This is a genomic window from Synechococcus sp. UW69 (genome assembly GCF_900474185.1).
Classification (GTDB): domain Bacteria; phylum Cyanobacteriota; class Cyanobacteriia; order PCC-6307; family Cyanobiaceae; genus Parasynechococcus.
In genome coordinates this window covers 460,854-485,553 of record NZ_UCNW01000008.1, presented here as the reverse complement: position 1 = coordinate 485,553, position 24,700 = coordinate 460,854, and the positions used below count along the sequence as shown (strand labels likewise).

Genomic DNA, 24,700 nt, shown 5'->3' with positions numbered 1-24,700 from the left:
GGCACGGGTGTGATGGCCTGGTGGATCAGCTTGATGTTGCTGAGCATGGCCGCGCTGCTCTGGAAGAAGAGCAGCGACAGCATGGATGATGTGATCGCGTTGCTCCAGCGGATCCTGGCCACCACCTTGGTGTTGGTGGTGGTGCTGGTCAGCCGCAATCTGTTGTTGGAGACGGCGGTGTTGATCGCCGCGGTTCAGTTGCCTGGGGTGCCGCGGCGGCCGCGTTGAGCTCAGGCCTGTTTCGGGGCCTTCACCTCTCGGATCGAAATCCGGCAGGAGCTCGGGAAGATGGCGTGGGCTGCTTCCACGGCATGGCTGAGATCATCGGACTGGAGCATTTCCTCGCCCCACTCGTGGCCGCAGTGATACGTGACCGCGTACTGGTGCAGCTGTTTGTTGTCCATTGCTGACAATCCGCTGCTTTGGTTATGGCCCAGGGTTCGCGGAGATACAAGTGTTTTGTCGGATCAGCAGCGCAGCTTCACAGTCCGAGGCAGCTCTTCCATCAGTTCGCCCTCCTCACTCAGGGCGGGATAGGGCCGTTGCTGCTCTTGGCACCAGCGAGCAACCTCGGGGTAGGACCATTCGAACAGCAATTGTTGGTACTGCTCCGGCTTAAGCCCTTCGCCTTGGGTCGGCGCCAGGCCGGCCACCTGGCGTTGGCGCAGCGCCTCAAACAGCAGGGTGGCGGTGGCGACCGACACGTTCAGTGACTGCACCATGCCGCGCATGGGGATGAACAGCGCTTCATCCATCAGATCCCTGGCCTGATCGGTCAGGCCCCATTTCTCCGCCCCGAGCACGAAGGCTGTGGGTCCGGTGAAGTCGCACTCTCGGTAGTCCTTGGCATTGACTCCGAGATGGGTTCCGTAGAGGCGGAACCCCCGCTCTTTTAAGCAGCGGATGGCTGTTTCGGTATCGGGGTGGTCATGTAGGGGGACCCATTTCTGGCTGCCCTGGGCCGTGCTGTTGAAGGTGCGCGGACGCCCGTCGAAACTCACCGCGTGGGCTTCAAGCGCCCCGACGGCATCGCAACTGCGCAGGATGGCGGAGAGGTTGTGGGGTTTCTCCACGTGTTCGAGCAGCACCGTGAGGTCCGCCATGCGGTGGTTCAGCACGGATTTCAGCCGCTCAAATCGTCGCGGCAACAGGGGCATGGGCGATGAATCGGGTTAGAGCAACAGTTGGGGGCCCTTTCATGCTTGGAAGCCTGGCAAGACAATCAAGAAGTCTGCGGTTCTGTCGTTATCCAGACCCCGCTTAAGGATCCCTCTGTTGAACCGTACGTCTCCGGCAGCGCCGGAGAATGTCTGGGTTCTGATGCATGAAAGCTCCCATCAAAGCCACGCAGATTGATGGAGTCGTCTTCATCCACATTTGATCAGCGTGTTTGGAGCGAGGTGGCTCGCATCCCCCACGGTCGCTTGGCGACTTATGGCCAGATCGCTGATTTGATCGGTGCCTACGGCTGCGCGCGACAGGTTGGCTGGGCGCTGCGTCGCCTCAAGCTCCCATCCACCGTTCCCTGGCACCGCGTGGTGAATGCTCAGGGTCGGATCGCGATGAGCCTCAGCCGTGAGGGAAGTGACTGGATGCAGCGGGAGTTGCTGATGGCAGAAGGCATTCCGGTGGATGCGGAAGGACGCTTGCCCCTACGCCAGTTCCTCTGGCACCCGGACGCCCATGCTGGAGCTTGATGCGTGGTGTTCTTGGCTGATTCGGCTCCGATTGGACTGCTGCCGCGCCGCCTCGCCTGGGATGTGTTGCAGGCAGTTGCGGCTGGGGCCTATGCCGATGTGGCGTTGGAGCGGTTGCTGCGGGAGCGGGATCTCAAACCCTCGGATCGAGGCTTGGTGACCGAGCTGGCTTATGGCGCCATCCGTCAACGCCGCTACCTCGATGCCTGGCTGGATCGGCTGGGCAAAGTTCCCGCGTCGAAGCAGCCGCCCAAGCTGCGCTGGCTGTTGCACGTGGGTCTCTATCAACTGCTGCTGATGGAGCGGATTCCAGATTCAGCAGCGGTGAACACCGCCGTTGAATTGGCCAAAACCAGCAAGGGGCTGGCACGGCTGGCTCCCGTGGTGAATGGGGTTCTGAGGGCGGCGCTGCGGGCGCGGGATGCCGGCGAAACCCTTGAGCTGCCGAATGATGAGGCGGCTCAGCTGGCCCAGGCCCATTCCCTTCCAGATTGGTTCACCCAGCTGTTGCTCGACTGGCGCGGTTCGGAGGGAGCCGAGGCAGTGGCGAGCGCCTGCAACCGTGTGCCGGATCTGGATTTACGGGTGAATCGGCTGCGCTCGAGCCCGCAGCAGGTGCAGCAGGCCTTGGCAGCGGTAGGAATCAGCTGTGAACCCATCGTTGATTGTCCTGATGGCCTTCGCATTTCCGGTCACAGCGGCGACCTGCGCCACTGGCCCGGTTATGCGGAGGGCCATTGGTGTGTTCAGGATTGTTCGGCGCAATGGATTGCGCCTCTGCTGCAACCCCAGCCTGGGGACCGGATCCTCGATGCCTGCGCTGCGCCGGGCGGGAAAGCCACCCATTTGGCGGAATTGGTGGGAGATCAGGCTGAGATTTGGGCTGTGGATCGGTCTCCTGGACGGCTCAAGCGCGTCGCGGCCAATGCAGCTCGGCTAGGCCTTGCTTCCATTCATGCGCTTGCAGCGGATGCCACCAACTTGTTGGAAGAGCATCCCCAATGGCGTGAATCTTTCCAGCGGATCCTGATCGATGCTCCCTGCTCTGGGCTTGGCACCTTGGCCCGTCACCCCGATGCCCGTTGGCGGGTGACGCCGCAATCCATCCGCGGCCTTCTGCCCCAACAACAGGCTCTCCTGGATGGGCTTGTGCCGTTGCTGGCTCCCGCTGGATCGTTGGTTTATGCCACCTGCACCATTCATCCAGATGAAAATCATGCTCAGGTGCAGGCCTTGTTGAAGCGTCACCCCTCGCTGCGATTGGAGGAGGAAAGCCAGCGCTGGCCGGATCAAGCCAGCGGGGGGGATGGGTTCTATTCCGCTGTGCTTCAGCGGGTTTAGGCCGTTGGATTAATCCCGGGTCCAGCGGCGTCCTTGGCGATCAACGTTGTCGTCTTGCGAGCGGTTTCTCCATAGGTAAGGCGTCTGGCGACGCGGAGATGCCACGGGAGTGGGGTTCAGCAGTTCCAGTTCAGTCTCTGCAGTCGGTTGAGGTACTTCAGGCTCGGAGGTGGCCTTCGGCTCTTGTTTGGGTTTTGTCTTGGGCGGTTTGGCGATCGTTTTTGGATCGACCGCCAGACGCATTTTTCGTTTCAGCTTGGGTTTGTCAGGGAAGGCGCGGACGGGAATCTCGTCCTTGATCTGAAGCATGAATTGTTTCCAAGCCCATGCGGCCTCGCCGCTCGTACTTTTGGTGGCTCGATCGTCGTCGTATCCGAACCAAACACCAGTTGTGAGCTGAGGAATCGAACCGATGAACCAGAGATCGCGGGTGTTCTCTGACGTTCCTGTCTTTCCGGCAACCTGCCGATCATCGAGTCTCGCGGCGATGCCCGTGCCGCCGGTCACGACCCGCTGCAGCATCCAGTTCATGGTGTCGGCGACATCACTATCAACCGCTCGTCGTCCTCTGTTTCCACTCAATCGCCGACTCCAAAGAAGCTCATTCTTGGGTCCGCGGATTTCCTCAAAGGGGCTGGGTGTGAAAAACACACCGCGATTGGCCATGCCTGCATAGGCCGCAGTCATGTCGAGGATGGTTTGCTCGTAGGCCCCGATAGCCATGGGGTAGTACTTGCCGAGAGGACGCTCGGTGCCGATGTTGAAGTTGTTGGCAATGTCAATGACGGCATCAAACCCAACGATGTCTTGCAGTTGAACAGCCACCGTGTTGAGTGAATTCTTCAGAGCATCGGCCAGGGAGATGTTGCCGTAGTACTTGTTCCCAAAGTTTTTGGGGCAGTAGCCATTCCAGCAACGCTTTGCGTCAAACACCTTGGTTTCGGGTTTCATTCCCCGATCAATGGCTGCTGCATAAGGAAAAAGCTTGAAGGTTGAACCTGGAGAGCGCAGCGCCAGGATGGTGCGATTGAACTGACTCCTGGAGAAATCCTTCCCGCCCACCATCACTCTCACCAGTCCGTTGCCGGGATCGATCGAAACCATCGCCCCTTCAGTGTCGAATGGTGCATTGGCTCGAACAACCTGCTGAGCTTTTTTTTGCCAGTCGAGATTGAGGCTGGTGCGAACTTTGACCCCACCAACTTCAAGTTGTTCGGGAGTTAAAAGTTTGGGCAGTTCTTGGGCAATCCAAGTGGTGAAGTAGGGCGCTGCACTGTTGAAATATTTTGGTGTTGCAGGCTTAAGCCCCAGGGGGCTGTTGCGACCGCGCTCCGCTTCGCTGGTGGAGATGAACCCGGCCTGCGCCATCCGATCGAGAACGATCGAACGCTGTTCCCTCGCTAGATCAGGGTTGACCAGGGGGGAATAGATCGATGGTGCCGGGGGCAGCCCAGCGATCATCGCCGCTTCCGGAACCGTGAGCTGATCTGGGGTTTTAGAGAAATAGATCCAGGCCGCATCGGCGACGCCATAGGCGCCGGATCCCAGGTAGACGTAATTGAGGTATTGCTCGAGTATCTGCTGCTTGCTCAGCTGGCGTTCCAGCTTCATCGCCAGAGCCGCTTCCTTGAGTTTGCGTGTGATGGTGCGGTCTTGGCTCAGGAAGACGGTTCGGGCCAGTTGCTGGGTGATGGTGCTCGCCCCTTCCCGGACAGCGCCCTGGCGGACATTGGTGACAATGGCGCGGGCAATCCCCCAGCCATCCACCCCGTCATGCTGATAGAAGCGCCGATCTTCCGCGGCGATGAAGGCTTCTGCCACCGTTTGCGGCATCGTGCCGGGCTTGACCTTCTCGCGGGTCGCTGGCCCCAGCTTCTGGATCACCTTGCCGTTGGTGGAGAGCAGGGTGATCGTTCCCGGTCGGTTGAAGCTGGCAATTCCCCGGGCATCTGGAAGAGTGGCATCCACCAGCTCTGTCAGAGCTCTCGTGCCCAGTGCAGCCCCCACTCCCACCGCAGCTGCAGTGCCTGCGATCAGAGCCCATTGCAGGCGGGAACGGTTCACATCACCTGGGTCAGGGGGCTGTGGCCCACAGCCAATGCGGTCACCAGCATTCCGAGCACCAGGAACGGCTGGGCGCTGGCTTGATATTTGACGTCAAAGGCCACGGGGTCTCTCAACAACCAGATGTCTTGGAAGGTGATCTGAGGAACAATCAAGAGAACCAACAGAACCGCTGCGAAATGTTGGCCGATCCCAATCAAGACGGCAACCATCGCCAGCTGAAAAACATCAATCATTCCCGCGCTGATCCAACTAGCACGTTCGATCCCGAAGACCACAGGCAAGGATTGAAGGCCGAGCTCGCGGTCGCCTTCGACGCTCTTGAAGTCGTTGACAACAGCGATGCCGAGTCCAGCGAGGCTGTAGGCGAGGGTGAGGAGCGCTGTGCCCCAGGTGAGTTGACCGAACAGGGCCTGACCGGCCCACCAGGGAAGGGCGATGTAGCTGGCCCCAAGGGCGTAGTTCCCCAGCCAGCCGTTCTGCTTCAGCTTCAGCGGAGGTGCTGAGTAGATGTAGCTCACAAAAGAGCCACCCAAGGCCAGGAGAAACACCACTGGGGTGCTGTGCCCAGCCCAGCGGTCGAGTCCGTAAGAGACCCCAAGGCCTGCCAGCAGCAACACCCAGATCTGCAGCTTGACCTGGCCCAGAGGAATCGCTCCCGAAGGAATCGGCCGATAGGGCTCGTTAATCGCGTCGATCTCGCGGTCGTAGTAATCGTTGATGGTTTGGGTGAAGCCCGCGAGCAGGGGGCCGCTCATCAACATGCAGGCGAAGGCGGCAAGCACGTGATCCAAACGCCACTGGTAGTTGCCGCTGGCGGCGGCCCCACAGATCACGCCCCAAATTAGGGGGATCCATGTGACCGGTTTCATCAGCTGCAGCCGCAGCTTCCAGATGTTGGTGGTGCCGGAGGCACCTTTCATCCCAAGCAGCTGACGCGCGTCGCTCACGGAGACTGTCCTCAGGAGGCGGCGATTTCGTCTTCGAAGAACCAGCTGGTGGAGCCATCACTGAGCTCGACCACCACACCGATTCCCTTGCCGTCGACAGTGCGGAAATCCTTCACCGTGCCGTTGGCGTCCTTCTTGAGAAGGTCCACCATCGCCTGTGGAATGCGATCCCGCACGCGGGTCACGCGAACCTTGGAGCCGATCGAGATGACGTCACCCTGGGACATGGCCTGCGAGGCTTGGAGAGTGGCGCAACCTTAACAGTCGCTTTTGCGCCGAATCGATGGTTGCTCTGCGTCTGATTCCCTGCCTCGATGTCGCCAGTGGACGGGTGGTGAAAGGTGTCAATTTTGTTGGCCTGCGCGATGCCGGTGATCCGGTGGAACTCGCCTGCCGTTACAGCCGTGCAGGGGCTGATGAATTGGTTTTCCTCGATATCGCGGCCAGCCACGAGGGGCGCGGCACCCTGATCGACATGGTGCGTCGCACCGCTGAATCGGTCACGATTCCTTTCACAGTGGGCGGTGGGATCAGCACCGTTGAGGGGATCACCGAGCTGTTGCGGGCCGGTGCCGACAAGGTGAGCCTCAATTCTTCGGCGGTGCGTCGGCCTGAGTTGGTGCGGGAGGGGGCGGATCAGTTCGGCTGTCAGTGCATTGTTGTGGCTATTGATGCCCGTCGGCGCGATGCAGGTGGGTGGGATGTGTATGTGAAGGGAGGACGTGAGAACACTGGTCTCGATGTTGTGGAGTGGGCGAAGAGGGTGGCGGGCCTCGGGGCCGGTGAGATCCTGCTGACGTCGATGGACGGCGATGGAACCCAGGCTGGATACGACCTCGCCTTGACCCGGGCCGTGGCCGATGCCGTCCCCATCCCGGTGATCGCTTCCGGAGGAGCTGGTTGCATGGATCACATCGCTGAAGCTCTGGATGTGGGCTCCGAGGGAGGGCATGCCTCTGCAGCGTTATTGGCTTCTCTTTTGCACGATGGCGTTCTAACGGTGGAACAAATCAAGCAGGATCTGCTTTCCCGTGGCCTGACGATTCGTCCATGAAGCCTGGTGATTCCGCGGCAGTTGAACAGCTGTTTGACGCGGTGGCTCCGCGCTACGACCGCCTGAACGACGTGCTCAGTTTTGGGCTGCATCGTCAGTGGAAACGTCAGCTGGTGCGGTCCCTCAAGCCAGTTGCTGGTGAACAGTGGCTGGATCTGTGCTGTGGGACGGGAGATCTGGCCTTGGAGCTGGGGCGCTGTGTGCGCCCCGGCGGCGCGGTGACCGGTTTGGATGCGGCCGCGGCTCCACTGGAGCGGGCCCGCCAGCGCCAACGCCAGCAGCCTTGGTTGCCGGTGTCCTTCCAGCAAGGGGATGCCCTGCAAACCGGATTGACCAGTGCCTGTGCTGACGGCGCAGTCATGGCCTACGGGCTGCGCAATTTGGCGGACCCTTTGCAGGGGCTGAAGGAACTGCGACGGCTGCTGAAGCCAGGGGGACGCGCAGGGGTGCTGGATTTCAATCGATTGCCGCAGAGCGGAGCGGCGGCTGCGTTTCAACGCTTCTATCTGCGCCGCCTGGTGGTGCCCGCCGCCGCTTCAGTGGGTTTGCGCGAGGAGTACGCCTACCTGGAGAGAAGCCTGGAGCGCTTCCCTGATGGGTCTGAGCAGGAACGGCTGGCACAGGAGGCGGGATTTGCTGAAGCGGTCCATCGCGCTGTTGTGGGAAGACAGATGGGGGTTTTGACCCTCAGGGCGTGAATCTTTGGCTGTGTCGCTTGCGACGCGCCCCGTCGCTGACGTAGAAAAGCTAAAGAGAAAGTTAAGGGGAGGGTCCGGTTTGGCGTTTCCGCTGCCGAAGCTGCTGCCCCGCATCGAAGAGCTGCTCCAAGAGGTCGAGTGGCTGGATGGTCTGATCCTGATCACGGATTCCGATCGCACCTGTTTCGTCTCTTTCTCTCAGGTGGATCCGCTGCTGCGCCGCCTGCGTCAGCGACCCAAGGGCCCGGAAGTGGCCGAAAAACTCTGCATGTCCCTGCTCGACTGCCATGGAAAGGGAGGGGCAAAGCCTGTCCTGGTCTTTCAAGGGGACGGCAGTTTCTGGCTCGGAATGATTGGCCCCAGCGGCAGCAATCCGCATCGCCATCACGCCATTGCGCACCTGCGCCGTTGCCTGGCCTTGGAGGGCTGACCGGTCACTGGGCAGAATCGGAACTCAGGTAGCCCCGGCCCAGTGCATTTTCAGGACATAACTACCACCCTGGTTCAGATTGTGTGAGGGACTGGGAAATTTGCCCTAGCAAACCCTGTTATCAACGCTTTATCAACGTTATTGTCCGTTGATGGGTTTTCTGACGAGTCTTCGGGGTGGTCGTTCGTCGTGCTGTTGATGGATTCAAGGCGCTTGCAGCGGTCGTGCAGAGATCTGCGGTCTCCTTGGGTGTCGTACCCCCGCTACTGCTGCTGATTCCTTCTCCAGAGGCGAATGAGAGGTACACACGGAACTTCCCCCCGTTCTTCTACCGCTGCGATAACGGGCAGACCTTGGTGTCCCGACTGCGGTACGGCGACCAAATGGGAACGGGCAGGTTGCTTGCCGTATATCCCTATCCCATTGAGGAGCGTCAGGAGGTTCTTTGGATCACCAAAGGAATGCAGTACGTCACCGTGGGCGGTCAGCATTTCAACTGCAAAGCATGGAACAGTTGGGAACAAAGGGACTATGAGAACACCAGAGGAATTCCAGATCCATCTGCATTGAGAAAGTACGTTCAGCGTGATGAACCCAGGCGATTGATTTGTACTGGTGGAACTGCTGGGAAATCAGTCCAGTATTGGGTTTCAGACTTTATTGATGGTGGTTACCGTCATGGATTAATGGTTGTTGATGGTAATGAACAGTTTGGGCAATGGTTTTTCAGAGGTCAACATGCAAATTTCAATCACAGGGGTAAGTATTATCTTATCCAGCAAACGCATCGTCCCAGAAGACTAGATAATGGTGAGTATGAGGACAGAGTAAAAGTGTCGCATTATCTAATTAAAGATAATGAGTATCACAATATGTCCGTCTGTGAGGTTGAGGAGGATTTATGAGCGGAGCATGTATTGAAAAGATTTCTTTGGCGGGAGGCAAGTTTGAGATCTGTCGCTTTGCTAATTCTCCTCGTATCTGGTATTACAGGCAGTATGTGAATGATGGTGGTAAGCGGACTTATATCAAGCGTTCGCTTAAGACTGATGATCAGGGTGTTGCTGAAGAAGAAGCATGGACTTACTGGAGCAAATTAAAAAGTATTCAAACTGATGGCGGGAGTATTACCTCAAAGTCAATTCAGGTTTTGATGGATGACTGGATTGAGCAGAACCGCAAGCGTGTTGAAACTGGAGAGATTCAAGAATCTACATGGCGCAGTAAGAAATCATTTTTTACCAATAGTTTGGTCAACTACTTTAAGAGTCGTGGTGTTAAGAGGATTACTGATCTTCAGTCAGATACATTTAATGACTTCCGTTATTGGAGAACTCTTGAAGGGTGGAAGTTCTATCGCGGTTCTAATCCGAACCAACGGAAACCTCCAACAGATGGAACTATTAATTCTGAAATCGGTTTGATCAATGAGTGGTTTAATAACTATCTAATACCAAAGGGATATGTTGTTAAGAAACCAGTGATCAAGTTAAAAACTCTTGAATATGATGATCTGTCTGCAAACCCTCCGATTCCAGTAAAGCAGTGGGAGATGATATGGCGCTATTTGAAGAGTTGGTCTGAATCAAAGGTAGGTGTGAACAGACCTGAAGTCCTTTACTGGCGTCAATGCTTCAGGCATTACATGCTTTGCTCTTATAACTTGGGCAACCGACCCTCTGAACTCATTGGTCGCTTTAATAAGAAGAAGGGAGTTCTTGAGCGTGGTGTTCTCTGGGAGAATATTGAGATTATTCCTCAAACCCGTTGGTCGGAGAGTCAGAAGAAGGAGGTAGAGGATAAATCTATCTCGTTGGTAAACATCCTTAAAACTAAAACAAAGGTCCCTCGCGAGGTTCCATGTCGTGCTGCAGAACACTTTGAGCGTTGGCGGGATTTCGCTGTCCGCTGGCGAGAGGAGAATGGGTATCCACCACTCAAAGGTAATGACCTAGTCTTCTTAAACCCAAAAACTAATAAACCTTATTCGTACACTATGTTCAGTAAGGCATGGTCAGAATTAAAATTAAAGATAGGAGATAAGTTTGAGGATGAATATACCCTCTATTCAACTCGTAGTAGTTTCGTCACTAACTTGCTGGAGGAGGGCGTAGCTGCTGACGACGTTTGTAAGTTGACTGGTCATAGTTATAGCGTTATGAGACGTTTTTATGATCGCGCACAAATGAGGAACAGGATTCCTGAAGTTACCAAGCGTCGTTACGGCAGAAAGGATCAGAACCCATATGGCGCTTATAAGTTGGTTGATGATTAAAGAAATTAAAGATTAGTTGAATTGCTGATTTCTCATCGGTTTTGTTTTTGTCAATTTTATAAGTGGTGTTAAGCATCAGTTTTATTTACTTTTATGATGGATGTTTTGTGTTTTTTGGCAATGATGACATCGTTGCACTTGACTTGTTTCAGCAGGAAGAAGAATGCCTACTTCAAATCAATTGTTAAATCATCTTTGAAGAATACTACGCCCTTTGCTGAAATCAATTGATGCCCCCTGCTGATCTCCCAATGAAATTTTAGAATTACCCCGGGCGTAATAAAAATTGGCATCTTGTGAATTTATACTTATTGCTTCAGTGTAATCAACTATTGAACCCTCGTAATCTTTTAGTTCATATTTTGACTTACCCCGAAGGTAATAAGCATTATCATTTTGAGGATTTATTGTAATTGCTTGAGTGTAATCAACTATTGAACCTTCGTAATCTTTCAGTTCATATTTTGACTTACCCCGAAGGTGATAAGCATCATCCTGAGGATTTATTCTGATTGCTTGCGTGTAGTCTTTTATTGCCCCTTCGTAATCTTTCAGTACATACTTTGAGTTGCCGCGACTGTAATAATAAACATCGTCTTGAGGATTAATCTTGATTGCCTGTGTGTAATCATTTATTGCTCCTAGGCGATCCTTTAATTCATGTTTTGAGAGTCCGCGACTGTAATAACTGTATTCATTTTGAGGATTTATTCTAATTGCTTGTGTGTAGTCTTTTATTGCTCCTTTATAATCTTTTGATTCGTATTTTGCGTCACCTCGCCATACGTGGGAATCTCCGTCTTGAGGATTGATTTTAATTGCTTGGGTGTAGTCGTTTATTGCTCCTTGGTAATCTTTTAATTCAAATTTTGAAGTACCACGATAGAAATAAGCATTTCCATCTTGAGGATTTATTCTAATTGCTTGCGTGTAGTCGTCTATTGCTCCTTGGTAGTCTTTTAATTCATATTTTGAAGTACCACGATAGTTGTATGCGTCTGCATTTTGAGGATTAATTTTAATTACTGCCGTGTAGTCTTTTATTGCTCCATTAAAATTGCCAGTATTGAAATTTGACTCTCCACTCAAAACATATCTGTTGTAACTTTCTTCCCTTCGTGGTGCAAAGATTGCTGTCATTATTGCTGCGGAAAGTATTAATAGAATGATTCTTGCAAACCATTTTGCCCATCTTTTGTTTGAGGAAGCAAGAACTGGTGCAATTCCAAATGCATTCCAAGTCGGTTGCCTCTCTGGTAATCCTTTGTTTTGCCTGTAAAAATTTTCCTCATCCATTTTTTAGATTGTAAAACAAAATTTATTTCTCATTTTACATGTGTGTTGAATTTCCTTCCGCTTTCTAACCATGACAAACCACTGAAGACGCCCTGTGGTTCGGAACGATGCCCTGGTGGAGGCGGCAGATCGTCAGCGGCACACTCAAGAGCGTCGGGTAGTGCTCGTAGTGCGAACAGTAGAGACATGCTTGAGCACCCTCGCCAGCGCGAGTTAGGTGCCCGTAAGGCAGGTATCCCCATTCCTCTGGATCAGTCATCGGGCGTTAGGCGAAAACCTAATAGTAGTACTCATATACCAACGACAAGTGACTTCAAGCGATGTCGTCCACTTGTCTCATTTCTCGTCTCAGCAAATCCGTCAAACCCAAAGTGCCCACCACAACTGGAATCCTTGGTTGATTTTCTCGGGATAGTTCAACCAAGTGCGGAGAGCATGACCCTCTATTGCAGAGAACGTCGTATACTTGGGTTGTTCGCGCCCTTCGCGCCGTGTCTGTCTTCCACAAGGTCAACCGCTCGGGCAAGGCAAAGGTCCTCTCTGATGAAGAGCGGGAATTGATTTTTCGGCAACTGCCCGAGAAATACCGCCTGATTGCCGAGACCCTCTACTGGTCTGCGGGCAGGATCAAAGAGGTTCTCACTATCCGAGTGCGGAATCTGGTTCCCGATCGGGAGATGGTTGTTCTGGAGAGGCAGACCACCAAGACCAAGGAAACCCGAGAGATCTACTTGCCTGCCCACCTCATGCAGAAGTTGCTTCTGCGTGCTCGTTGCCTTGGTCTGGGTCCCTCTGACTATTTGTTCTTCAACGAGTCACCCACACAAGACCGTGGATGCAGGAAGCATCTGACGGTGCAGTCCTTTGATAAGGCGCTTCGTCATGTCTGTGATTGGAACAACCTTCGCGGAATCTCCTCACATAGTTTCCGTCGTACTCAACTGACGGAGTTGTATCGCGATGCTTGGTCGTTGCGAGAGATCCAGCACATCAGTGGGCACCGCTCGCTGCAATCCCTTCAGGAGTACTTGGAAGTGGATAAGGAGGAGGTCGTGAGCAAATTCCGCCAACGCATGGCGTCCACCTAACTCCCAATGATCAATGCCTAGTTTCGTCGCCAAGGTTGATTACGTCATCAGCACCCAACACAGTTATTCCCGCCGCTCCTGGACTATGAGTCTTTCAGGGCAGTTTGCTGGTCAAACTGAAAGTGCTGTTATGAAAAAACTTCGTGATCGTCATGGATTTTCCCAGGAGATAACGATCACGTCAGTTGAGTACCGTTGATCGCTTCCTTTTGTTGCTCACTGGGACAAGAACTTCTTCTACAACTGATCGCTTGAGAACCTTGTCCCATTCCCACTCAACTTCGTTGTATAAATCCTTTTCCTGTTGGGTCAACTGTTCGTAAGATTCATACTCCCAGAGTAAGCAGGGTTTGCTGTTAGTAATTTCTCTGAAGTCTGCAAGTACATTAACGCCATATTCTTTTTGCAATTTAACTTCAAATCGGTTTCGCGTTACTGCTCCAAGGTGTCCAAAGAAGTCACGATCATGAACTGTTGGTTTCCCATCGTCATATGTTCTGTTAACAACTGTCCAGCATTTACCCAGATAAACTTCTTCTGGTGAATGATGGTAATTAAGGTTAACCTCAACCTTGTACCATTTGTCGTGCTTGTTCGCCATAGTTTTTGAATATAAAATACTTTAGTTTAAATTAAAGAAATAATTGAATAATTTGAGCGTCCAAAAAAGACGCTCTCTCTTTTTTACTCCTACCGTAATCCACGCCAGGAGTCATCTCTATTTTTGAGGTCTCGTATCTTCTTTGATCTTGGGTCATCGCCCTCTGTACTTGGGTTCTTGCTCTTTCTCTTCTTCTGATTCTTCTTCTCGTTCAACCATGCTTCATGCATTTCTTGACGCAACTCTTTGAAGGTTTTAAGTCTGCGCTTCTCCTCATGGAAATCTGCAATACCCCCAACGTGAATCAGGTTTGAATCATCTTTTGGTCGGTCCCCCATTGGTGGATTTACAAGCGTTGGGTCGTGTGTTTGCCGTCTGCCCTTCATGGTCTTAATTCGTTTTTTATAGTCCTTCTCCTTTCTGTCGGGTGTACTCACAATACTTTTCCCCCTGTTCTTTTCATCTTCAGATAAATCTCCTCAATAAGGTCTTCAATGATGGGACTGATCTTCTTGTTACCGTGCCTCTTCCCAATTTCAAGGAGCATGGACATGGTTGTGTCGCTAACGGGAATGTTCTTCATTTGATACTTGCTTTGTATTCTTGTTCTTGTTTGAGTTGTCTGTGAATATTTCGCTTGACCCACCCAGATTTAGTGGTGTAATTCTTCTTGCAGAATTTATCAAATTCACTTAAGAGGGCAAGTTCTTCTGTTGTAAAATGGATGCTAATATTTTTTCCTGTTGGAAGTGCGTGCATAATTCTGTGTATTGAAGTGTTTGTATTTTCTTATCTAGTTCGCGCCCCCATTCTTCAAAAAAGTTGTGTAACCAGGACCATTGCGGATCCTGAAGTTTTTCCGCGTAGTCTGCGCGAACTTCTACTAAATAAGAGTACGAATACTTTCTTCTCTTGCGAGATGTGGACATGGTGACCCCTCTGGTAATTAGGGGTCATTTTTTATGTCCTCAACTCATAACCCCAGTTTTAAATAATCTTGTATAAATAATATGGTAGGACTACATTGTATTTATGTAGTTTTACCTTTGAGAGGGCGTAGTCTTCATGAAATGGAGTCTTGGGTACCGTCCTCAACCTAATTTAAAAGGGCATTTATTTAACCCCCGTGAAACCGTGGTCTTGGTAACAGGATCACGGTTTTACTTTCAATATTTCATCCAGTCCTCAAGGGTGACCTGGACCTTTTCCGCGACGTGAGGGTGTTGTTCAGCAACTTCCCGCAACCTTCTGCGGTAGTTGAAGCGTTGACCTCTGCTCTCGGTCTTCAGGTACTCCAAGGCGATCTTGTGGATGTAGTCATGAGCATGAAACGTCCAGAACTGATCTCGTCCTCTCCTCACTCGGTTCAAGAACCCTGTGAAGTCAGACATCTGACCTTGAACTAGTTCATCTAGCGACTTGAGTTTGAACAGGGTCTTCAGTTCCGTTGGAGCACCGTCCCAGGTGCTCCGAAGATCCTTCATGAGTGTTCCCACCATGACGTTGGAGCGATCTTTGTTCCTCCTCTGGCGCAGTGCGACTGAAGAGTTCTCCTCCTCATGAACCACCTTGAACCCGTAGGTCGTCGCGAGTTTGTCTAGGTCGTCCTTAAAGCGGTTTAGGTGCTCTGGATCCAGGTCGGGCGGACCCAAGACTGTGCTGATTGGTCTGAACTCTGTTGGGACTGTTCCCGTGGATCCCTGGAAGCGGTATTCCTTCAACCAACGAGCGAGGACTCCTTGTGAGACCTTCGGGTGAAGAGCACCACTATCAAGTGCTTCCTTCAGTTCCTCGTCTGTAAGGCAGTGAACCTGGTGGATCGTTGTGTAGGAGGTGGGTAAGTGCTCCTTCAGTGGAGGCAGACGGTCATCAAGTCCGATCTGAAGGAGTTTTGACCAGATCTTCTGCCCTTTGCCCCACCGATCACGGAGGTCTTTGAAATCGGGGTCACTAAGGGTCTCCTTGGCGCTCCTGATCGTTTTGCCGATGAGAAGAACCCCTTCAGATGTATCCATGGATCCTGCAGCGAGGATCTCCAGGAATCCCGTGACCGAGGTTGCTGCATCTGCTTTCTTCATGACCTCAAGGTATGACGTTCTCTGCACTTGATCAATGACGTTCTCTGATATTGGTTGTCGTTCCTAGAGGAACCTCAATCCCCAGACAGCAACTACTAAAAAACCTGCATTCTTATTTGCAGGACAGGTCTTGGTGCAGAGATACGACAGTCTCTGTGCAGAAATGTTGCCTTATATTGAGACTGTCTCGGACCCAGCACATGACGGTCTCTGCAAGAGAATGTCGTGCTATGCTTTGGTCCATGAAGCGAAAGGGTTCATCCGCCCTGCAGTTTCGGGACAAACAAGGCGAATAGAGCAGCACTTCATAGAACCGAGCTGAATACTTTTGATTCGTCCAACAAACTTACTCAAATTACTTATGGAATTAGTTGTTCAATACATGCATCGCATTGAACTCCCATGCGATGAACAATCAACCAGCATCTTTAAGGTGAAGACTTACTGGAGTGCCTTTGGATCTGATATCGCTGCTGTTTTTGGATTAGATGAAGATGATCCTGAAGAACAATACAAAGACCCTTGTGATGTCTACAAACTTATCGCCCATAGCGGTTTATTTGAACATGAACCTTCTGATAAAGAGGAGCATTATCATTTTATGGTGTTGGATCATTTGTTTCTTAAAGTAGGTGATCATATATCTGATACACCCTCTGGCGATTGGTATTTTAAGTGTTCATATTGCGCTGATCAGGATGAGATCAAAAATAAAATACTCAATTATTCAAGTTGAGTAACTGATTGCTTTTTTCCACAACTAGACGCTTGTGCAGAGCAGAGTATCCAACTCTGTACTTCTGCATGAGCATCTCTTCAAGGTCAGTGATGTATTCCTCTCTGGAGGAGTAACTGATGTGCTTCTTCTTCGGTGCTTTCTGGATGATGTTGCTCATTAGTATCCCTGCTCTTCTTAAGTGTATTTAGGTCAGATTGCCTTGTATGACTTGATTCAGGACTCTTGAGGAGTCATTTTATTTGTTTCTGTTCTTCTTTTGAGCAGTGAACTTAATGGTTGTTGGAATTTGAGTTTCTCTTGAACAGTGGTCTTGAGGATCTAGTTCTCCAGTTTCCTTGAACAGTGAACTTAAGGACCTTAAGGACTCTAGAACTCAATCACTGAAACTTGCCAGAGTTATTTATACACTTACTCCCCACTTTCTCCACACTATTAACAAATCAACACAAATGAATATCCCCAACTACTACAAAAAAGATTTTTTGGATGACCATCAGAAGCGTCCTTATATCCGTTCTTTGGATGAACAGATTATTGAGAGTCTGCATCCGAGACCCCAATGCACCATCACTGCGAGAGGACTGAAGGTTTTCAAGAGCAAGATGTGTCCGTACTGCAGTCATCGCTATCCATCAGGGGCATCCAAGCGCAATAAGCAGACCTCCTCGTTCTTCTGGACCACTAACCCCGACGGGTATCGCTTCAAGTGCCTTCGCTGTGGTGAGAGCAAGACCCTCCATCAGTACCTGGTGGATAACGAGGGTTCTGCACTCGCAGAGCACTACCAGTGGGACCGATTAAGGCATGGATGCACTGGGAAGGACCAGAACTGCAAGAACCCAGATCCCGATCTGATGAGGGCGTACAAGTCCTGGGCGTTCAGCAGCGTTGATAAACCGCCTGCCTTTGAGGATCGTCGCGAGTTCTACAGGCAGCAGCGGCAGCGCCAGAAGGAACTCAACTGGATCCAGAAGCACGGATGCCCCCCGCCCAGGGACAAGGGCGATTGAGGGTCCTCCTGGGTGTCTCTGGGTTTCTGCTCCAGAGATGTCGTCATGTTTAGGGGTGGTACGGCGTTGATAACTCCTTCATTTGGGAAAATGAGGGGGTTGGTCAGCGGGTTATCAACTCGTTTATCAACAGACCACGGAATTACTGGGGTTTTGCCTCGGTTATCAACGAGTTATCAACGACTCGCATCTCCCAGAACCCCCTTCACTACTAGAACAGACCGACATATGCACTTCCAGGACATCATCAGCACGCTTAACCGGTTCTGGGCGGACCAGGGGTGTCTGCTGCTGCAGCCCTACGACACGGAAAAGGGTGCCGGCACCATGAGTCCCCACACGGTGCTTCGTGCCATAGGCCCCGAACCCTGGGCCGTGGCCTATCCCGAACCCTGCCGCCGCCCCACCGATGGTCGCTATGGCGATAACCCCAATCGGGCTCAGCACTACTTCCAGTACCAGGTGCTGATTAAGCCGTCTCCCGATGGCATTCAGGAGACCTATTTGGCTTCGCTCGAGGCTCTGGGCATCAAGGCCGCTGATCACGACATCCGTTTCGTCGAAGACAACTGGGAATCCCCCACTCTCGGGGCCTGGGGAGTGGGCTGGGAAGTCTGGCTCGATGGCATGGAGGTCACCCAGTTCACCTATTTCCAGCAATGCGGAGGCATTGACTGCAAGCCGGTTTCCATTGAGATCACCTACGGCCTGGAACGGCTGGCCATGTACCTCCAGGACGTTGAAAGCATCTGGGATCTGAGCTGGAACGGCAAGCGCAGCTATGGCGAGATCTGGTTGCCGTTTGAAAAGGGCCAGTGCCATTTCAACTTCGAGGCCGCCAATCCTGAGCGGCTTAAGCAGTTGTTTGCCATCTATGAGGCTGAAGCCTCTGATTTGATCGAGCAGAAACTGCCTGCGCCGGCCCTGGATTTCGTTCTGAAGTGCAGCCACACCTTCAACCTGCTGGAAGCCCGTGGCGTGATTTCCGTGACCGAACGCACGGCCACCATCGGTCGTATCCGCAACCTGGCCCGTAAGGTGGCCGAGGGCTGGCTGGCGGAACGGGAGGCCTTGGGCTTTCCGTTGCTGGAGGGGGGAACTCTCGAGACAGCGGCGTAATGGTGTCTGAGTCGACGTCTTTCCGTTGATGGCGTTGCCCTCTGCCTACTGGTACTCCTTGTGCTTCGAGGATTGCTGTGGGGAGCGCCGACGCCGAGTCGATCTGATCCATCGCGCCTGATTCAGACGCCGTCAGTAGCGGTGGTGATCAGTGGTCGATTGGTCGCCGACGTGCGGCGTTTCCCCTCAGGGTGTTCTGTCCTGCTGGAGGTGGATCGGGTTGAGGGCCACCGGGCCATGGGGCGCACTGAGTTGCAGCTCCCTAACTGCGCTTCAACGCTGCTCCAGGGCTGGCGCGTCCAAGCAACTGGGGTTCTGCGGCGTCCGATGCCTGGTGCGCACCCATTGTTGCCGGGATCGGCGGAGCGTCTGGCCCGCCAAGGCAGTTGGACTCGACTCAGGCTCGACAGCATCGAGGTTCTGCGGCGTCCACCGACACCTTTGGTTGATCTGCGGCGTGATGTTGCCCAGCGGCTTCAGAAGGCCGTAGGGCCGCGGCGGGGCGCCTTCCTGTCCGCCCTGGTTCTAGGCAGCGCCCAGGTGCAGCTCCCCGAAGACGTGCGACAGGCGTTCCGCGTTGCCGGCTTGTCCCATGCGCTCGCTGCATCGGGTTTTCACTTGTCAGTGCTGCTGGGCAGTGTGCTGATGCTGGCCCGCCATTGGGCCCCTTGCCTGAGGCTCCCTCTGGCTGGTCTTTCGCTGCTGCTGTTTGTCTGTCTTGCCGGGGCCCAGCCATCAGTGGTGCGGGCGGTGCTGATGGCTGCGATCGCATTGCTGATTCGTGAGTCAGGCCATCACAGCCGTCCGCTCGGCGTGCTTCTGCTGACACTCAGCGGGATGCTGCTGTTTCGGCCTGGCTGGGCCCTGTCGATCGGCTTTCAACTCAGTGCAGCAGCAACCGCTGGATTGATCCTTACGGCTCCACGCCTGGAGCAGGCTGTTCAAGGTTGCCTGCCTGATTGCTGTCGCGGCGTTGCCGCGGCGCTCTCCATCCCCATCGCGGCTCTTCTCTGGACGCTGCCCCTGCAGTTGCTGCACTTTGGTGCGATGCCGCTTTACGCCTTACTCGCCAATCTTCTGGTTGCTCCGCTGCTGGCACCTCTGACATTGCTGGCCATGTTGTCGGCGCTGTTGGCGTTGGTGTTGCCTCCGTCCGTTCTGCCCCTGCTGCTGTGGCCGGTGCAGCAGATGGCGGGGCTGGTGATGGCCATCTCGATTTGGATCAGTCAATGGCCTGGAGCCCAACTGCTCACTGGGCGCCCCCAGGGGTGGGTTGTTGCGCTGCTGGTTGTGGGCTTGTTGCCCTGGCTGCTGAGGGCAAGTGCTTGGAGCCGGCGCTGGGCCCTGCTCCCAATGGCAACTGCCTTGCTGGCCCACGGCTTGTTGCAGCTCTCCGATGGCCTCCTGGCGGTCGAGCATTTTGGTCGCCACTGGTTGCTGGCTCGTCATCGTGGGCGTGCTGCTTTGGTGAGCACCCATGGCGATGATCGGAGTTGCCGAATGGCCCAACGGATCGCCACGGTGCATGGTCACTCCCGCCTGGATTGGGTGATGTTGTTGGATCCCGTGGCCACGGATGTGCTCCCCTGTTGGCAAGCGCTGGCACACCACGTCGAGGCCCCTCAGCAGGGCCGCCCTCCAATTGCCAAAGGCAAGATGCTGCGGAGTGATGGCTTGTCGGTGCACCGCCCGCAGCACCGCACGGGATCACTGGTGTTGCGGGCGGGATGGCAGCGCTGGCAGTTGCTGCCTAGGCCTCAGGCGTTGTGGACTCAGCAGGGGCAACAGCGTTCAGGTTCCCCGCAGGTTTTCACTGGAACATGGCTTGGCTTCAAGCCTTCTGCACCGCAGCGCCGTTGGCTTCTGCAGCATTGGGCTGGCTCGCGGTTCATTGGCCTCTAAAGTTCCTACACGTCTTCGGACGTGTGGAGAGGTGGCAGAGTCCGGTTGATCGCGCACGACTCGAAATCGTGTAGGGGTAACACCCTCGTGGGTTCGAATCCCACCCTCTCCGTATCTAAATAGTCCTGATCGCGTCGTAGATGGAACGGCACAGGTTCTCCTCCTCCTGGTCGTTCATTGCTGTTGCTGCTGCTGCTGAAGGATCCGCCGAACCATTGAGTCAGTCATCCCCATGGCGGAAGCAATGGTTCCGTATCCATCACCCCTCTGACGCATCTCCATCACTGCTGCTGCTAATCCCTTCCTTGCTGACCTCAAGTCACTGGGCAAGGTCGTCATCGGATGCCGCAACCGCTATCGGGACGAGCAGTTGGACATCGTTGGGTGCGGTGAAAAGGTCCGAGACCTGATTGAGGAGCATGTCCGTGCCACGGGAGTTGATCCCCGTGTCCCTCCCACCAAACTCTTTGATGTGGAGTTTGAGCAGGTCCTCGCTGCTCAGACGAATGACAGAGCGAAGGCGTCAGAGGTGGAGAACGCCATCAAGGCGCACATCAAGGTCAAGTTGGACGAGGACCCTGAGTACTATCAGTCCCTCTCACTGCGCTTGCAGGAGATCATCCAGAAGTGTGAGAACCGCTGGGAAGAGTTGGTTCAGCAACTTCTGCTGTTCCGTGACGGCATGGAGAAGGAGAAGACCCAGCAGGACGCTGACCTTGGTCTCTCAGATGAGGAGGGTGCCTTTTATCGGGTGCTGATGAAGGAGGTCACAGAGGCAGTGGGCGATGGAGCGATGGACGAAGAGACCCACCAGCAGGTCCTAGATCTGACCAAGGAACTGGTCGCAGAGTTCCAGGAAGCAACGCAGATCGTTGGGTTCTTCCAGAAGGACGATGAGATGAAAACCATCAAGCGTCAGATCAAGCGGTCCATCCTTGATCGCTCTTTTGGAACCAAGGAACTCATTGCTGAGGTGACTGATCGCTTCATGGACCTCGCCAAGGTCAGATTCCAATGACCGCTATCCCCGAGGAGGTGCTGGGTCTGAAGGTTGAGGTGGTTCGTTCTTTAAGGCGAACTGCTGCTCTCCACATCGTTGGCAGCGACCTCCAGGTGCGTGTCCCTCAGGATCTTGGCGACGAGCGGGTGGCAGCAATCCTTCAGCAGAAGCGCCCTTGGATCGTCAGCAAGGTCGCTGAACTCAAGCGAATGCCACCCCAGAAGACCAAGGAATTGGTCAGTGGCGAGTCATTCCCGTACCTGGGTCGCAACTACCGCTTGAAGGTGCAGGACGGGCATCAAGTTGGGGTCTGCCTTTCTGGGGGATACCTCCAAGCAACGATCCGCCCCACTGAGCAGGGAGAGCAACGCCAGCAGCGAATCCAGCAGTATCTGGACTCTTGGTACAAGACCAGAGCACTAGAGCGACTCACGGATAAGACGAATCGCTATGCCGAGCAGATCGGCGTGTCGCCTTCAGGGATCAGTGTTCGCAACCTCAAGTCCCGTTGGGGATCATGTGATTCCCGAGGTCAGTTGCTCTTCAACTGGAACATCATCAAGGCACCTCATGCCATTGCTGACTATGTGGTGGTCCATGAGTTGTGCCACCTGGTCCATCCCAATCACTCCAAGGACTTCTGGGCGTTGGTAGGGCGGTTTGACCCTGCATACGCTGATCACAGGGATTGGTTGAAGATCTCGGGGAGGTCACTGCTTTGAAGGACTACTTCCGAGTGATGTTGGGAAGGGGGAGCATGTATGCCGAGGTCTGCCGTCAGCAGGGTTTTATCGGTGCTCACTTCGGCATTGACCAGGACCTGACAATTTTTTTGGGTGGTGAGCAAAGGCAGTTCACCCAGCAGATCAGACCGATTTACCAGGAGGTGTTCCCAGAGAAGAGCAAAGGATCTGCAGGTCTTGCCTGTGGATTCCTGTGGACCATCTCAAAGGGGATTCAGGTTGGCGACATCGTGCTGTCCCCAAACGGGCAGGGGCGTTATTTCGTTGGTGAAGTGACAGGTGACTACCGCTATGTCGCTGGCAACGAGCAACCACATCAGCGTCCTGTCGCCTGGCATGAGGAACTTGTTGATCGTTCCGATCTGAGCGAATCGCTGAGGAACTCTGCGGGGTCCATCGGAACGGTCAGCAATGTCTCCAAATACAGGGAGGAATTAGAGCAACTGATCAAGGGTGAGGCGAAGACCCAGGCACTCGTTAGTCAGGACCCAACCGTTGAGGACGCCACGGTCTTTGCTCTGGAGAAGCACCTTGAGGACTTCTTGGTCGCCAACTGGTCCAGCACTCCTCTTGGAAGAACGCATGACCTCTACGAAACGGAAGAGTCAGGCGGGCAGCAGTTCCCAACGGATACGGGTCCAATCGATTTGCTCGCCATCAGCAAGGACAAGCAGGAGTTGCTTGTCGTCGAACTGAAGAGGGGACGTGCCAGCGATGCGGTGTTCGGACAGATCCAGAGGTACATGGGGTACGTCCTGGAGGAGATCGCTGAGGACCACCAGCGGGTTCGGGGCGTGATCATCGCTTTGGACGATGACAAGCGGATCAGAAGAGCACTTCAGATCGCCCAGGGCATCGAGTTCTACCGCTACGAGGTCAAGTTCAACCTGATCCCTGCCTCTTAACGCTCAAGGGTGGATAGACGAGATCGCAAACCCTCCAAGTGCCCCAAGTGCAGTCACGCACCTGTGGCGAAGATCCTTTGGGGGATGCCTGTTTTCACTCCGCAACTGGAGAAGGATTTGGAGGCAGGCAAGGTCGTTGTGGGCGGGTGTGTCCTCAGCGGTGACGACCCTGCTTGGCAGTGCTCCAGTTGTGGACATCAGATTTGGCGTCATTGAAGGAGGCGCTTCCTCCTTGGTTGCCACCAGCGGCACTTTCAGTTTCCGAAGGAGCGATAGGGATACCGCTCCTTTTTTTGTGCCCTTGAGGAGTAGTTCCGCTCATGTCCTGGTTCTCTGAAGCGCCTTAGAACGGGAATGAGGTCAGAGACCGCTGAAGCAGTAACCAGGTCTCAACGACCTTTAGGGGGGTCCCGCACCCCCCTTTCAAATGCGCGCTTCTACGGATGGCACCAGGTCCGTGGCGTGGCGATCATCCGCTCAACCTTCTTCGGAAGGGGTGAATGCGTCATCGAGGGAGGGACTAGGGAACCCTCCTTTTTCTTGGTTGCCTCACACCAGCGACGTTTTGTCGTGATGGCGACGACTCGTAGGTATTTCTTCCGTCATCTTCGACTCGTTCCCTTCGGTGAGGGGACGATGCGTCGTACGGGGAGGGATTAGGGACCCTCCTTTTTTTTGGCAGTTCGTAAACGGCGCCCACGCCACCCCTGTTGGTTTGAGGAGGGTGGTGCTGCTGGCGAGTCCAGCACCTTCGACGCATACGTCCCCTTCGTGGCGGCATTCCCTGCCGCCTTTTTTATTGCTTACGGACGACCGAACCATGAACGGTCCTCACCACCACTTCTGACGGTTCTCCCACTCCTCATCGCCAGAGACCAGGAGGAAGGTGATGGGGCGTCAGAACGAGAGGACGGGACCTCTGAGGTGTGGGCACCTCGGGGGTCTTTTTTTGAGGTTCCAGGTGTTCCCACCAGATGTGTTGGTGGAAGTGTTGGTGGAAACGGCAGACGATTTCAGTAAAACGTCCTTAACGGTTCCAAGGAGTCCTATCTGATCCCTAAATCTACGAACACCCTCTCCGTTTTTTATTGGTTGGCGTAGAGCAGTTGGGAAATTTGTGAATCGCTTCTGGTCTTGAAAAACATTTTTCAAGAAGGCGGTATAGATTTTAAAAGCGATTGCTCAAATGTATTGGCAATGCAGTTCGTCTGGATGTTGTAGCCTTGAATCACTTTAAGCCACTTCTTGTATTCCCTGTGATACAAGAAATTAGATAAATTGCTGCTTAGTTTCCCTGAAAGGGCTATCAATGCTGCTCGCATGGATGGTTCATTGTCGGTGTGGAGGCGATCAAAGATGCGCTGGCGCCATTCTTTGGGTGAGGTGTAGAGAGTAATGATGTCGAGGCGTTTGGCGCGCGTTGAAATCTGTCGCAAAAGCTTCAAGTTGCTGTGGTGGTTAATGCTGGTCAGGTCGATATGAAGCAGTAAGCAGTATTTCAGCTTTCGTGTTTTTTGTTTCTTGAAATTGGCTGGATTCATCAGCCGCTGCATGCGTTCAACGGTCGAACGTTTCAGGCGTTGATTTGGATCGCAGTCCAGGTGTTTCAGCACCTTCAAGGTGAATGGATCATGTGGCGGCTGGCTCATCTTTCGGATCAACTGCGTTTTGCCGGAGCCCGATGCACCTGCGATCACGATCACGTGGCGA

The 24,700-nt window shown here is 53.7% G+C and carries 28 protein-coding genes and 1 tRNA gene; 17 read left to right on the top strand and 12 right to left on the bottom strand.

The genetic code is table 11. The features are described 5' to 3' along the window. Window positions 1-12: 12 nt before the first annotated feature. On the top strand, window positions 13-228 hold the full coding sequence (locus DXY29_RS06325) for a hypothetical protein (protein ID WP_115023821.1): 216 nt from the start codon (window positions 13-15) through the stop codon (window positions 226-228). Window positions 229-230: 2 nt separating this feature from the next. Here the strand turns inward: DXY29_RS06325 and DXY29_RS13480 are convergent, their stop codons facing one another. Further along, entirely contained in the window at window positions 231-404 is a 174-nt protein-coding gene (locus DXY29_RS13480; RefSeq protein ID WP_166016831.1) for a hypothetical protein, read from the bottom strand. A gap of 63 nt (window positions 405-467) precedes the next feature. Continuing rightward, a complete protein-coding gene (gene trmH / locus DXY29_RS06320) occupies window positions 468-1,157 on the bottom strand; it encodes a tRNA (guanosine(18)-2'-O)-methyltransferase TrmH (protein WP_115023820.1) in 690 nt (229 codons plus the stop codon). Window positions 1,158-1,355: 198 nt separating this feature from the next. On the opposite strand from trmH, the gene DXY29_RS06315 reads away from it, so the two are divergent. Beyond that, the gene (locus tag DXY29_RS06315; protein ID WP_115023818.1) at window positions 1,356-1,697 is read left to right on the top strand and encodes an MGMT family protein; all 342 of its coding nucleotides are present in this window, start codon (window positions 1,356-1,358) and stop codon (window positions 1,695-1,697) included. Between the two features lie 3 nt (window positions 1,698-1,700). Continuing rightward, a complete protein-coding gene (locus DXY29_RS06310; RefSeq protein WP_170952144.1) occupies window positions 1,701-3,038 on the top strand; it encodes a 16S rRNA (cytosine(967)-C(5))-methyltransferase in 1,338 nt (445 codons plus the stop codon). A gap of 9 nt (window positions 3,039-3,047) precedes the next feature. Here the strand turns inward: DXY29_RS06310 and DXY29_RS06305 are convergent, their stop codons facing one another. From DXY29_RS06305 to DXY29_RS06295, 3 genes are read right to left on the bottom strand one after another with little or no spacing between them, the layout of a single operon-like run. After that, window positions 3,048-5,102, bottom strand: a complete 2,055-nt coding sequence (locus DXY29_RS06305) for a transglycosylase domain-containing protein (RefSeq protein WP_115023817.1) — start codon at window positions 5,100-5,102, stop codon at window positions 3,048-3,050. Further along, on the bottom strand, window positions 5,099-6,052 hold the full coding sequence (chlG, locus tag DXY29_RS06300) for a chlorophyll synthase ChlG (RefSeq protein ID WP_115023815.1): 954 nt from the start codon (window positions 6,050-6,052) through the stop codon (window positions 5,099-5,101). The genes DXY29_RS06305 and chlG overlap by 4 nt, the downstream gene beginning before the upstream one ends. A gap of 11 nt (window positions 6,053-6,063) precedes the next feature. Beyond that, window positions 6,064-6,279 (bottom strand): DUF2862 domain-containing protein, encoded by a 216-nt coding sequence (locus tag DXY29_RS06295; protein WP_115023814.1) that lies wholly within the window; start codon window positions 6,277-6,279, stop codon window positions 6,064-6,066. A 56-nt stretch (window positions 6,280-6,335) separates the two neighbouring features. Here DXY29_RS06295 and hisF point away from each other — a divergent pair, with 56 nt between their 5' ends. The 5 genes from hisF (at window position 6,336) to DXY29_RS06270 (ending at window position 10,509) form a co-directional block, all read left to right on the top strand. After that, complete coding sequence (gene hisF / locus DXY29_RS06290; protein ID WP_115023812.1) at window positions 6,336-7,106, top strand: imidazole glycerol phosphate synthase subunit HisF; 771 nt, start codon at window positions 6,336-6,338, stop codon at window positions 7,104-7,106. Then, window positions 7,103-7,804, top strand: coding sequence for a bifunctional demethylmenaquinone methyltransferase/2-methoxy-6-polyprenyl-1,4-benzoquinol methylase UbiE (gene ubiE / locus DXY29_RS06285; protein WP_115023811.1), 702 nt, complete (start codon window positions 7,103-7,105; stop codon window positions 7,802-7,804). Before hisF ends, ubiE begins: the two co-directional genes overlap by 4 nt. A gap of 79 nt (window positions 7,805-7,883) precedes the next feature. Beyond that, window positions 7,884-8,234: a hypothetical protein gene (locus DXY29_RS06280; RefSeq protein WP_115023809.1), complete on the top strand. Its 351-nt coding sequence runs from the start codon at window positions 7,884-7,886 to the stop codon at window positions 8,232-8,234. Between the two features lie 176 nt (window positions 8,235-8,410). Next, the gene (locus tag DXY29_RS06275; protein WP_115023808.1) at window positions 8,411-9,139 is read left to right on the top strand and encodes a hypothetical protein; all 729 of its coding nucleotides are present in this window, start codon (window positions 8,411-8,413) and stop codon (window positions 9,137-9,139) included. After that, window positions 9,136-10,509, top strand: coding sequence for a tyrosine-type recombinase/integrase (locus DXY29_RS06270; protein ID WP_115023806.1), 1,374 nt, complete (start codon window positions 9,136-9,138; stop codon window positions 10,507-10,509). The genes DXY29_RS06275 and DXY29_RS06270 overlap by 4 nt, the downstream gene beginning before the upstream one ends. Window positions 10,510-10,698: 189 nt before the next feature. Here the strand turns inward: DXY29_RS06270 and DXY29_RS06265 are convergent, their stop codons facing one another. Beyond that, window positions 10,699-11,805, bottom strand: coding sequence for a tetratricopeptide repeat protein (locus DXY29_RS06265; RefSeq protein WP_115023804.1), 1,107 nt, complete (start codon window positions 11,803-11,805; stop codon window positions 10,699-10,701). Window positions 11,806-12,296: 491 nt separating this feature from the next. Here DXY29_RS06265 and DXY29_RS06260 point away from each other — a divergent pair, with 491 nt between their 5' ends. Then, window positions 12,297-12,893, top strand: coding sequence for a site-specific integrase (locus DXY29_RS06260; RefSeq protein WP_170952143.1), 597 nt, complete (start codon window positions 12,297-12,299; stop codon window positions 12,891-12,893). Between the two features lie 181 nt (window positions 12,894-13,074). Here DXY29_RS06260 and DXY29_RS06255 read toward each other — a convergent pair whose 3' ends face one another. The 4 genes from DXY29_RS06255 to DXY29_RS06245 form a co-directional block, all read right to left on the bottom strand. Beyond that, entirely contained in the window at window positions 13,075-13,494 is a 420-nt protein-coding gene (locus tag DXY29_RS06255; RefSeq protein ID WP_115023801.1) for a hypothetical protein, read from the bottom strand. Between the two features lie 89 nt (window positions 13,495-13,583). Continuing rightward, on the bottom strand, window positions 13,584-13,931 hold the full coding sequence (locus DXY29_RS13640; RefSeq protein ID WP_115023800.1) for a hypothetical protein: 348 nt from the start codon (window positions 13,929-13,931) through the stop codon (window positions 13,584-13,586). Beyond that, window positions 13,928-14,077 (bottom strand): hypothetical protein, encoded by a 150-nt coding sequence (locus DXY29_RS13475; protein WP_170952142.1) that lies wholly within the window; start codon window positions 14,075-14,077, stop codon window positions 13,928-13,930. The genes DXY29_RS13640 and DXY29_RS13475 overlap by 4 nt, the downstream gene beginning before the upstream one ends. 583 nt (window positions 14,078-14,660) lie before the next feature. After that, window positions 14,661-15,572 (bottom strand): hypothetical protein, encoded by a 912-nt coding sequence (locus tag DXY29_RS06245; RefSeq protein WP_136987736.1) that lies wholly within the window; start codon window positions 15,570-15,572, stop codon window positions 14,661-14,663. 382 nt (window positions 15,573-15,954) lie between these two features. On the opposite strand from DXY29_RS06245, the gene DXY29_RS13030 reads away from it, so the two are divergent. The 5 genes from DXY29_RS13030 (at window position 15,955) to DXY29_RS06225 (ending at window position 20,454) form a co-directional block, all read left to right on the top strand. Then, complete coding sequence (locus tag DXY29_RS13030) at window positions 15,955-16,308, top strand: hypothetical protein (protein WP_170952141.1); 354 nt, start codon at window positions 15,955-15,957, stop codon at window positions 16,306-16,308. A 338-nt stretch (window positions 16,309-16,646) separates the two neighbouring features. After that, a complete protein-coding gene (locus DXY29_RS06240; RefSeq protein WP_115023797.1) occupies window positions 16,647-17,321 on the top strand; it encodes a hypothetical protein in 675 nt (224 codons plus the stop codon). Between the two features lie 228 nt (window positions 17,322-17,549). Continuing rightward, a complete protein-coding gene (glyQ, locus tag DXY29_RS06235) occupies window positions 17,550-18,440 on the top strand; it encodes a glycine--tRNA ligase subunit alpha (RefSeq protein ID WP_115023795.1) in 891 nt (296 codons plus the stop codon). Between the two features lie 6 nt (window positions 18,441-18,446). Then, a complete protein-coding gene (locus DXY29_RS06230; RefSeq protein WP_115023793.1) occupies window positions 18,447-20,342 on the top strand; it encodes a ComEC/Rec2 family competence protein in 1,896 nt (631 codons plus the stop codon). Between the two features lie 25 nt (window positions 20,343-20,367). Beyond that, window positions 20,368-20,454 (top strand) — tRNA-Ser (locus DXY29_RS06225). A 62-nt stretch (window positions 20,455-20,516) separates the two neighbouring features. On the opposite strand, the gene DXY29_RS13470 is transcribed toward DXY29_RS06225, so the two are convergent. Further along, window positions 20,517-20,681: a hypothetical protein gene (locus tag DXY29_RS13470; protein WP_170952140.1), complete on the bottom strand. Its 165-nt coding sequence runs from the start codon at window positions 20,679-20,681 to the stop codon at window positions 20,517-20,519. Between the two features lie 31 nt (window positions 20,682-20,712). On the opposite strand from DXY29_RS13470, the gene DXY29_RS06220 reads away from it, so the two are divergent. From DXY29_RS06220 to DXY29_RS06210, 3 genes are read left to right on the top strand one after another with little or no spacing between them, the layout of a single operon-like run. Further along, window positions 20,713-21,360 carry a type I restriction enzyme endonuclease domain-containing protein gene (locus tag DXY29_RS06220; RefSeq protein ID WP_244279328.1) on the top strand — a complete coding sequence of 216 codons (648 nt, stop codon included), beginning with the start codon at window positions 20,713-20,715 and terminating at the stop codon, window positions 21,358-21,360. Then, complete coding sequence (locus DXY29_RS06215) at window positions 21,357-22,064, top strand: M48 family metallopeptidase (RefSeq protein ID WP_115023792.1); 708 nt, start codon at window positions 21,357-21,359, stop codon at window positions 22,062-22,064. Before DXY29_RS06220 ends, DXY29_RS06215 begins: the two co-directional genes overlap by 4 nt. Further along, window positions 22,031-22,990, top strand: a complete 960-nt coding sequence (locus DXY29_RS06210) for an endonuclease NucS domain-containing protein (RefSeq protein WP_198410535.1) — start codon at window positions 22,031-22,033, stop codon at window positions 22,988-22,990. The genes DXY29_RS06215 and DXY29_RS06210 overlap by 34 nt, the downstream gene beginning before the upstream one ends. 1,148 nt (window positions 22,991-24,138) lie before the next feature. Here the strand turns inward: DXY29_RS06210 and DXY29_RS06200 are convergent. Then, window positions 24,139-24,687, bottom strand: a complete 549-nt coding sequence (locus tag DXY29_RS06200) for a hypothetical protein (RefSeq protein ID WP_170952139.1) — start codon at window positions 24,685-24,687, stop codon at window positions 24,139-24,141. Window positions 24,688-24,700 lie beyond the last annotated feature (13 nt).